This window comes from Deltaproteobacteria bacterium (assembly GCA_020845895.1).
GTDB lineage: Bacteria > Lernaellota > Lernaellaia > JACKCT01 > JACKCT01 > JADLEX01.
On record JADLEX010000119.1, the window covers coordinates 1 to 9,532 of the forward strand.

The 9,532-nt window shown below is 65.4% G+C and carries 7 protein-coding genes; 6 read left to right on the forward strand and 1 reads right to left on the reverse strand.

Going from position 1 to position 9,532, the window contains the following annotated elements:
* The 3 genes from IT350_16180 to IT350_16190 form a co-directional block, all read left to right on the forward strand.
* Positions 1–1,754, forward strand: a 1,754-nt coding sequence (locus IT350_16180; protein ID MCC6159590.1) for a fumarate reductase/succinate dehydrogenase flavoprotein subunit, incomplete at its 5' end; no start/stop codon positions are given.
* The gene (locus IT350_16185; protein ID MCC6159591.1) at positions 1,755–2,504 is read left to right on the forward strand and encodes a succinate dehydrogenase/fumarate reductase iron-sulfur subunit; all 750 of its coding nucleotides are present in this window, start codon (positions 1,755–1,757) and stop codon (positions 2,502–2,504) included.
* Between the two features lie 105 nt (positions 2,505–2,609).
* A complete protein-coding gene (locus tag IT350_16190) occupies positions 2,610–4,226 on the forward strand; it encodes a glycosyltransferase family 39 protein (protein MCC6159592.1) in 1,617 nt (538 codons plus the stop codon).
* A 4-nt stretch (positions 4,227–4,230) separates the two neighbouring features.
* On the opposite strand, the gene IT350_16195 is transcribed toward IT350_16190, so the two are convergent.
* Positions 4,231–5,919: a hypothetical protein gene (locus IT350_16195; GenBank protein ID MCC6159593.1), complete on the reverse strand. Its 1,689-nt coding sequence runs from the start codon at positions 5,917–5,919 to the stop codon at positions 4,231–4,233.
* Between the two features lie 221 nt (positions 5,920–6,140).
* Between IT350_16195 and IT350_16200 the strand changes: the two genes are divergently transcribed.
* The 3 genes from IT350_16200 to ablA all read left to right on the forward strand — a co-directional run bounded on the left by IT350_16200 (position 6,141) and on the right by ablA (position 9,362).
* Positions 6,141–6,998, forward strand: a complete 858-nt coding sequence (locus tag IT350_16200) for a 3-keto-5-aminohexanoate cleavage protein (GenBank protein MCC6159594.1) — start codon at positions 6,141–6,143, stop codon at positions 6,996–6,998.
* A gap of 67 nt (positions 6,999–7,065) precedes the next feature.
* Positions 7,066–8,106 carry an L-erythro-3,5-diaminohexanoate dehydrogenase gene (locus IT350_16205; protein ID MCC6159595.1) on the forward strand — a complete coding sequence of 347 codons (1,041 nt, stop codon included), beginning with the start codon at positions 7,066–7,068 and terminating at the stop codon, positions 8,104–8,106.
* A gap of 14 nt (positions 8,107–8,120) precedes the next feature.
* On the forward strand, positions 8,121–9,362 hold the full coding sequence (ablA, locus tag IT350_16210; protein ID MCC6159596.1) for a lysine 2,3-aminomutase: 1,242 nt from the start codon (positions 8,121–8,123) through the stop codon (positions 9,360–9,362).
* The last annotated feature ends 170 nt before the right edge of the window (positions 9,363–9,532 follow it).

The window sequence follows — 9,532 nt, forward strand, 5'->3', positions numbered from 1 at the left end:
AGCTCGGCTACCACGTGAAGAATTTCTGCTTTCAGGACAGCCCGCGGCGCGCGCACAGCATCGCCGCGCAGGGCGGCATCAACGCGGCCAAAAACTACCAAAACGACGGCGACAGCGTGTTCCGCCTCTTCTACGACACGGTCAAGGGGGGCGACTATCGCGCCCGCGAGGCCAACGTCCATCGGCTCGCCGAATTGTCGGTGAACATCATCGACCAGTGCGTGGCGCAGGGCGTGCCCTTCGCGCGCGAATACGGCGGCCTGCTGGCGAACCGCAGCTTCGGCGGCGCGCAGGTGTCGCGCACGTTCTACGCTCGCGGCCAGACCGGGCAACAGCTTCTGCTCGGCGCGTACAGCGCGCTCTCGCGGGCGGTGGGCGCGGGGCAGGTGAAACTCTTCGTCCGGCGCGAGATGCTCGACCTCGTCGTGGTCAACGGCGTGGCGCGCGGCATCGTGTGCCGTAACCTCGTGACGGGCGAGATCGAATCCCACGCGGCCGACGCGGTCGTGCTGGCGACCGGCGGCTACGGCAACGTGTTTTACCTGTCCACCAACGCCGTGGGCAGCAACGTCACCGCCACGTGGCGCGCACACAAGCGCGGCGCATTTTTCGCCAACCCCTGCTTCACGCAGATCCACCCGACCTGCATTCCCGTGCACGGCGAGGGCCAGAGCAAGCTCACGCTCATGAGCGAGAGCCTGCGCAACGACGGGCGTGTGTGGGTGCCGCGCAACAAGGGCGACAAACGCTCGCCCGATCAGATTCCCGAGGCCGACCGCAACTATTATCTCGAAGAGCGTTACCCCAGCTTCGGCAATCTCGTGCCCCGCGACGTGGCGAGCCGCGCGGCGAAGGCGCAATGCGACGCGGGTTTCGGCGTAGGCGCGTCGGGCCTCGCGGTCTATCTGGACTTCGGCGACGCCATCAAGCGCGACGGCGAACACACCATCCGACGCAAATACGGCAACCTGTTTCAGATGTACGAAAAGATCACGGACGAAAATCCGTACAAGATGCCCATGCGCATCTTCCCCGCCGTGCATTACGCGATGGGCGGCCTGTGGGTGGACTACAACCTGATGAGCAACCTGCCCGGCCTGTTCGTGCTGGGCGAGGCGAATTTCTCGGACCACGGCGCGAACCGCCTCGGCGCGTCGGCGCTCATGCAGGGCCTCGCCGACGGCTACTTCGTCATTCCCTACACGATCGGCGGATTTCTCGCGGGCACGAAGCTCGAAAAGGTCGGCACGGACGATCCCGCCTTCCGCGAGGCCGAAGCCGCGGTGCGCGAGCGCGTCGGGAAACTCCTTTCCATCAACGGCAAACGGACGGTGCGCGATTTCCATCGCGAACTCGGCCTGATGCTTTGGGACGATTGCGGCATGGGGCGAAGCGCCCAGGGACTGAACAGGGCCCTCGCCCGCATCCCGGCGATTCGCGACGAGTTCTGGAAAAATGTGCGCGTGACCGGCAAAGGCGAGGCGCTCAATCAGGATCTCGAACGCGCGGGGCGCGTGGCCGATTTCCTGGAGTTCGGCGAACTGCTCGTGCGCGACGCGCTCGGTCGCGAGGAATCCTGCGGCGGTCATTTCCGGGTCGAGAGCCAGACGGACGACAACGAGGCGAAGCGCGACGATGAGCGCTTCAGCTACGCGGCGGCGTGGGAGTACACCGGCGTCGGCAAGGACCCGGTGTTGCATAAGGAGCCGCTGGTTTTCGATGTCGTGCATCCCACGCAGAGGAGTTACAAGTAAATGAAACTCACGCTCAAGGTTTGGCGGCAACCCGACTCCCGCGCGAAGGGGCAACTCGAAACCTACACGGTGGACGGCGTGTCCTCCCACATGAGTTTTCTCGAAATGCTCGACCATCTCAACGAGCAACTCGTGCGCGGCGGCAAAGAGCCCATCGCCTTTGACAGCGATTGCCGCGAGGGCATCTGCGGCATGTGCGGGTGCGTGGTCAACGGTCACGCCCACGGCGGGCAAAAGGGCACGACCCTCTGCCAGCTTCACATGCGTTCGTTTACGGACGGCGACACGATCGTGGTCGAGCCGTGGCGCTCGGTCGCGTTCCCCGTGATGCGCGACCTCGTGGTCGATCGCGGCGCGTTCGACCGCATCATCCAGAGCGGCGGCTATGTCTCGGTACGCACCGGCGGCGCGCCCGACGGCAACGCGATCCCGATTTCCGAAAAAGTCGCCGAACTCGCGATGGACGCGGCGGCGTGCATCGGCTGCGGCGCGTGCGTGGCCGCGTGCCCCAACGGCTCCGCCATGCTGTTCGTCGGCGCGAAAATCTCGCACCTGTCGCTGCTGCCCCAGGGCCAGGTCGAGGCCAAGGAGCGCGTGCGCTACATGGTCGCCGTGATGGACGAGCAGAAATTCGGCAATTGCAGCAACCACGCCGAATGCGAGACGTACTGCCCCAAGGAAATCTCGATCTCGAACATCGCCCGCATGAACCGCGACTTCCTGCGCGCGCGGGCTTGCCCGGGGGCGTGATCGCGTCCGATCGGCAACACGCGGCGAAGCCTTCGGGTTTCGCCGTTCTCGTCGGCGGCTCGCGGCCTCTGTCGATTCGCCGTCGATTCCGGTAATTTGGCGGCCATGTCCCGCAACCTGACGCTTCGCCGCGCGTGGCCGTATCTGGCCGTCGCCGCCATGGTCGGCGCGCGTCTCGCATCGGACCTCGCGTGGCTTTCGCGCACCGACTATCCCTTCACCGCGGATTTTCTCGCGTGGGCCGATCAATACGCGCGCGCCCTGCGCGAGTCGGGAATTTTCGGCGTCATCCGCCGCGCGCTCGGCGAGTCGTACTATCCGCCGCTGCTCTTCGCGCTGTGGGGATGCGTCGGCGCGGCGTTCGACGATCCCCGCGCGGCCGCCCCGGTCGTCTCGGCGATATTCCATCTCGGCGGCCTTTGCGCGCTCGTCTCGCTCGTGCGCGCCGAAACCGAGCGCGCCGCTCCCGCGCTGGTGGCGTCCGCGCTGATATTGCTCGCGCCGCAATTCGCGTTCTGGTCGCGCACGCCGCTTCTCGAAATCCCGATGGCCGCGCTGATTCCGGTGATCGTGTGGGGCGCGGTGCGCAGCGAGCGTTTCACGCGCCACGTTCCCGCGGCCGTCGCGGGCGTCTCGGCGGGCTTGGGCCTGCTCATCAAGTGGACTTTCGTCACGGCCATCGCGGGCATCGCGCTCGCGTGGATGGCGGACGCGGCGCTCGCCGCCATACGCGACAAAAGCGGATCGCGATTCGCGTGGCGCGGTCTCGCGGCGGCCATCGTCGCCGTCATCGTCGTCGCCGCGCCGTGGTACATCTTCGGATTGGATTTTGGCGAGATCCGCTCGCACGCGCAGACCGATCCCACCACGGCGACGCCCCTCGAAGTGCTGTGGTGGTATCCCGCGCGGCTCGCGACGCAGGCGTGGGGATTCGTGCCGACGATTCTGTGCGTCCTCGCCGGACCTTTCGCGTTCGCGCTGCCGCGACGCCGCGCGGCGTGGATCGCTGCGGCGGGCCTCGCCGTCGCGTTCGCGAGCCTCGTCGTGATTCCGCACAAAAACATCCGCTACGCGGCGGTGCTGATTCCGTATCTCGCCCTGCTCGCGGCGCTCGGCATGGGCGCGCTGCAACGCATTGGCAAAACGGCGGGGGCGATCGGCCTTGCGGCGGGCGTTGCCGTCGCGACGATTTGCGCGGCGACCCTATGGACGCGAAGCTTTGCGCGCGACCTGTTCCCCAGCGCGACGGGAGATCTGGAGCGGATTCGCGCCGCGTGCCTTGGCGATCACAAGACGGTGATGGATCGCGTGCTCGCGCGGCTCGATCCGCGCGCCGACGCGCCCGCGTCGATCGCGCTGCATCCGCTCGCGAAAAACACGATGAGCTTCGGCTACGACCTGATCTTTCACGCGCTGGCCATGAACGGAAAAGCGCGCCTCATCGGATTCGAGATCCCGGGCTACGAGGAATTCTCGAATCGCTTCGCCGAGGCGGATTTATTGATCGTGCCCGCATCGGTGTGGTCGACGAGCGATGAGGATTTGCGCGGTGTGATGATCGACATCGTCAACACGCTGCGCCCCGGTTCCTCGCCAACGCCGGTTCCGGATGACCCTCTATTTCGCGTGCGCATCGACCGGGCATACGCACTCACCGAAACGGTCGAGACCGCCTGCGCGGGTCCGATCGAAATCTACGCGAAAAAAGCGACCGGGCCGTAGAGCGCTATTTCTTCGCGGCGGGCGTCGGCACCGCAGGCGGTGTGCGCGAAACCTGCGTCAGCGGCGGCGGAATGCGATCGCGATTCGAACCGAGCGCATCATACACGCGTTTCGCCATCATGCGTTGCCCCTCCCGATTGGGCAGATCAAAATCGAAAAACAGCCATCGGTCCTTGACCGCCGCAAAATTGTCCTGTGTGCGTACGACGAGCGCGCCGAATTTCGCGGCCTGTTCCAAAAACGGCCTGCGCCACGTCGCCATCGGGTCCTTGCCGAAGACGCGCAGATCGACCGGCTCGTCGAGGACGATCGCCAGCGCTCCGGTTTCGCGCACGAGAGAGAGTGCGTATTGCAGATGCGCCGTGAAGGTGGCCGTTTCGTCCGGCAACTCCTCGGTCGCCGTGTCATAAAGACCCAGGTTGTAGGCGACTCGCGCGCTGTCGTGCGCGATGAAGAAGTCGTTCATCAGCGAGCTGAAGATCACCACGCGCGGCATGACGGACTTGAGAAACGGCTGAATGCCCGGCGGGAACTGCGCTTCCATGCCGAATACGGGATCGGCGAGATTGACGACCTTGAACCGGTAATCGGGAAATTCCGAACCCTCGTCGAAGCGCGTTTGCAGCATCGTCGGCCAGGTCGGGCCCGACTTGGTCGTGGGATCGCCCGCCGCGGGCACGCCGCCGAAGACGAGAATTACGTCGGAGTTCGACTCCACCGGAAAAAAGATCTTGCGATCTGAACGAGACAGTTCGCGCCGCGCCTCGAACGCGCGCGCGTTGAAGTACCCGTCCTCCATATACGCACCGTAAAGATTGCGCTTTGACTTCTGCCCCGGAAGGTTGTTGAAGAGGGCGAAACCGAAGACGACCAGAAAGGGCAGCGCCGGGTAGAACGCGACCAACTGCGCGACGATGCCGGGCGGGTCGCTCCGGCCGCGCGCGGCCGATGCGATCAGTCCGTCCGCCATCCAGAACAGCACGATCGCCAGCAGCACCGCACCGATGCGGCGCGCGACGACGCGAAAGGCTCCCGGCACGAATTCGCGCTCGCTCCCGTCCGCGAACCGGACGACGAAGCGGTCCACGGCACTCCAGGGCGAGCGCCATGCCGGCACCTTCATTCCGGGGTCGGCGAGCAGGTGGATCGTGGACGCCGAGAGGACGAGCGGTCCCTCGTGAACCTGCGCCCCATTCTGGTCGACGCGAACCCGACCGTCCGCAAAGCGAAAGACAAGTTCGTGCTCTTCGCCGACTTTCGCCGGGACGGGCGTTGCGGTCGTGTCGGTCTCTCTCGCTTGTATCCAGGTTGAGACGCCGTCCGCCTTCGTCGATAAGCGTAACCCCTCGTAACCGATTGTGTCCGCCTGATAATTGAACAACACGCCGAGAGCGCTGGTCGTCTCGCTGGGCCGGTAGCGGATGCGCAATTCAGTCGGCTGCGTGTCGAGGCGTACGGCCAGCATCGCGCGGGCGACGCGTTGGTCGGTCGGAATCTTGAGGTTGAATGCATCGGTCCAAACGGCGGACGTGTGCCAGGAGACGACGAGAAACAGGACCCCGGTCAGATTGAGCGCGGTGAAAATCCACATGACGAGCGTGTGGCGGCGCGCGGGCAGCACCCAGCGCCGAACACGACTCCAACGCGGTTCGCGATCAACGCCGCCGCGCATCCGATCCCAGAATTTCGCCACGGTGGTTCCTGAGCGAAGGAAAGATATTCCATGATACGGATGTCGCCCCCGCGTTTCAATCGTGTCGCCCACTCCGTTGCCACGAAAAGTTCGGCGACCCATTTGCCGACTTTCGTGGAGATGGACATAAATGGCTCGCTTTTTCGTTGAATTTCGCGCGCCGCTGACCTAAGATCGCCCCGCTTCCGCCGGGTTTTTCGCCCGCGCGGGTGGGGGGGACCATGGACGACGTCATCATCACCGTCGCCGTCACCGGCGCGGAAACGACGCGCGAACAGGCCCCCACCTTGCCGTTCACGCCCGAGGAGATCGCCGACGAAACCGCCCGTTCCTTCGAGGCCGGCGCGTCGATCGTCCATTTGCACGTGCGCGAGGACGACGGTACGCCGACGCAGGATCGCGACCGCTTCGCGAAAACGATCGAGCTGATCCGCGCGAAGTGCCCGATCCTGATCGAGACCACGACCGGCGGCGCGGCGGGAATGCCCGACGAGGATCGGCTTCAGCCGATCTCCCTGCGCCCGCCGATGGCGAGCCTCGACTGCGGCTCGGTCAATTTCGGCGACGAGGTGCTCATCAACACCTTCGGGCAGATGCAGTTTTACGCGCGCCAGATGGCCAAGCACGACGTGAAACCCACGCTCGAATGCTTCGACATCGGCCACATCCACAACGCGCGGATGCTGATCGAACGCGGTATGCTCGACCCGCCGCACCATTTCGGCCTCGTGCTCGGCGTCCCTGGGGGCATCCCCGCCACGCCACGCTGTTTGCAGGCAATGGTCGAAAACCTGCCCGATCACTCGCTTTGGACCGTCATCGCCGTCGGCGGCAAGGCGAGCGCCCTGCTGCACCCGCTCGCGCTGGCGCTGGGCGGCCACGTGCGCGTCGGGTTCGAGGATTCGATCTACGTGCGCAAGGGGGTGGTCGCCGAGTCGAACGCCGATCTCGTGCGTCATGTTGCGAGCCTCGCCCGCAAGATGGGCCGCGAGGTCGCCGACGTGGCCGCCGTGCAAAAAGCCCTCGGAATCTTCGTCGCGCCCTATGCCCGGCGCGAGCCCGACGCCAAGCCGACCTAGCGTCCCGATTTCCCGCGACTCGCGGGTGTGTTTTCCATTTCGCTTTTTCCCAATCACGAGGTTTCCCATGCCGGCCGGCAACCGATACGGCACGCACCGCGTGCGTGAACCCTTGGGCGCGCTTCCGCAACCCGCTCTGCGCGTCGACAACGACATGTCCGTGCTCTACGACAACGAGATCCTGTGCGACGTCGAAACGCTCAACGTCGATTCGGCGAGTTTCAAGGTGATCCTCGATCACGCCGAGGGCGATTCCGAGCGCGTGAAATCGATCATCCTCGACATCGTGCGAAAGTGCGGAAAGCTGAAAAACCCGTGGACCGGCTCCGGCGGCATGTTTGTCGGCCGCGTCGCGAAAATCGGCTCGGCTCTCGCGGGCAAGGTCGCGCTGTCGGTGGGCGATCGGATCGCAAGTCTCGTGTCGCTGTCGCTCACGCCGCTCGCCATTCGCGAGATCACCGCCGTGCGTAAAGAGGTCGACCAGGTGGACGTGGTCGCACAGGCCATCCTCTTCGAGTCAGCGATCTGGGCGAAGCTGCCCGCCGATCTGCCGCAGACGCTCGCCCTCGCCGTGCTCGACGTAGCCGGCGCGGCGGCGCAGGTGGCGAAGCTCGTCAAAATGGGCGACACGGCGCTCGTGATCGGCGCGAACGGCAAATCAGGCCTGCTGTGCTGCTTCGAGGCGCGCCGCCAGGCCGGGCCGAACGGCCGCGTGATCGCCACGGTGCGCCGCGAGGACGCCGTCGCCCTCGTGCGCGATTCGGGCTTCGTCGACGACGTGGTCGTCGCCGACGCGGGTGACGCGCTGGGCATGCTGGCCGCGGTGGAACGCGCCACGGGCGGCGCGCTCGCCGATGTCGTCATCAACTGCGTCTCGCGCGAAGGGTGCGAAATGTCGTCCATCATGTGCGCCAAGGACGGCGGCGTGGTCTACTTCTTCTCGATGGCGACGAGCTTCACCAAGGCCGCACTCGGCGCGGAGGGCATCGGCAAGGACGTGACGATGATCATCGGCAACGGCTACACGCGCGGGCACGCCGACCACGCGTTGTCGCTTCTGCGCGACAGCGAATACATCCGCCGCGTTTACGCGGAGCGATACGCGTAGACCGGGAGGACGCCATGTTCGAGACCCCCACGCCCCGCCATCAATTGTGGGCGGGCGTTTCCGACGCCGAATGGAACGACTGGCGCTGGCAGATGCGCGAACGAATCCAAAACGTCGCGGACCTGCGCCGCGCGTTTCCCGTGGACGACGCGACCGCCGCCGTGGTCGAAAAATACGGCAGCGTGTTTCGCATGGGCATCACGCCCTATTTCGCGTCGCTGATCGAGTGGGAAAATCCGTGGTGCCCCATCAAGCGGCAGATGGTGCCGCTGGTCGAGGAACCCGGCGACGACGGCGCGGACCTCGCCGACCCGCTGAACGAAGACGGCGACATGCCCGTGCCCGGCCTGACGCACCGCTACCCCGACCGCGTGCTGTGGCTCGCCACCGACGAATGCGCCGTCTTCTGCCGCTACTGCACGCGTCGGCGGCTGGTGGGATCGAAGGAGGAGAACTTTCTCACGGGTGTGGACGCGCGCATTGCGTATCTCGAAGCGCATCCCGAGGTGCGCGACGTGCTGATTTCCGGCGGCGACATCCTCACGCTCTCCGACGATCAGATCGAGCACCTGCTGCGCCGCCTGCGCGCGATTCCGCACATCGAGATCGTCCGCCTCGGCACCCGCGTGCCCGTGGTCTGCCCGATGCGCGTAACGGACGCACTCGTCGCCATGATCCGCAAATACCACCCGGTGTACGTGAACATCCACGTCAATCACCCGCGCGAGATGACCGCCGAGGTCGCCGCCGCGTGCGCGCGCATGGCCGACGCGGGCATCCCGCTCGGCAACCAGTCGGTGCTGTTGCGCAACGTAAACGACTGCCCGCACGTGATGAAAAAACTCGTGCACCTGCTGCTCGCGGCGCGGGTGCGTCCGTACTACATCTACCAGTGCGATCTGTCGGTGGGCCTCGCGCAGTTCCGCACGAGCGTGGCCAAGGGCATCGAGATTATCGAGTCGTTGCGCGGCCACACGACGGGCATGGCCGTGCCGACTTTCGTGGTGGATGCGCCCGGCGGCGGCGGCAAGATCCCCGTCGGCCCGAACTACGTTTTATCCATGACGCAGGACACGATCATCCTGCGCAACTTCGAGGGCGTGATCGCGCCGTATCACGAGCCGCACGGCTACAAGTCGGTATGCGGTCACGACGCGGCGTGTTCCGATCCGCGCTACCACGCGAAAACGGGACCCGCGCACATGTTTGAGGATCGCACGCTCTACTACGAGCCGCAGGAAGAATTTTTGAAGTAGCGGTGTCCAGAGAGTGTGGCCCGGCCGCCCACGGCCGGGATGGTCAGGGTAAACGCATCTAAAAAACTCCGAGCACCTTTTTCAAATAGTCTCCGCTCCATCCGGCCGCGAGTCTTTTTCTTCGCAGGCTCATTTTGGGATCGGATGTTTCGTTTTTCAGCGCATTCAGC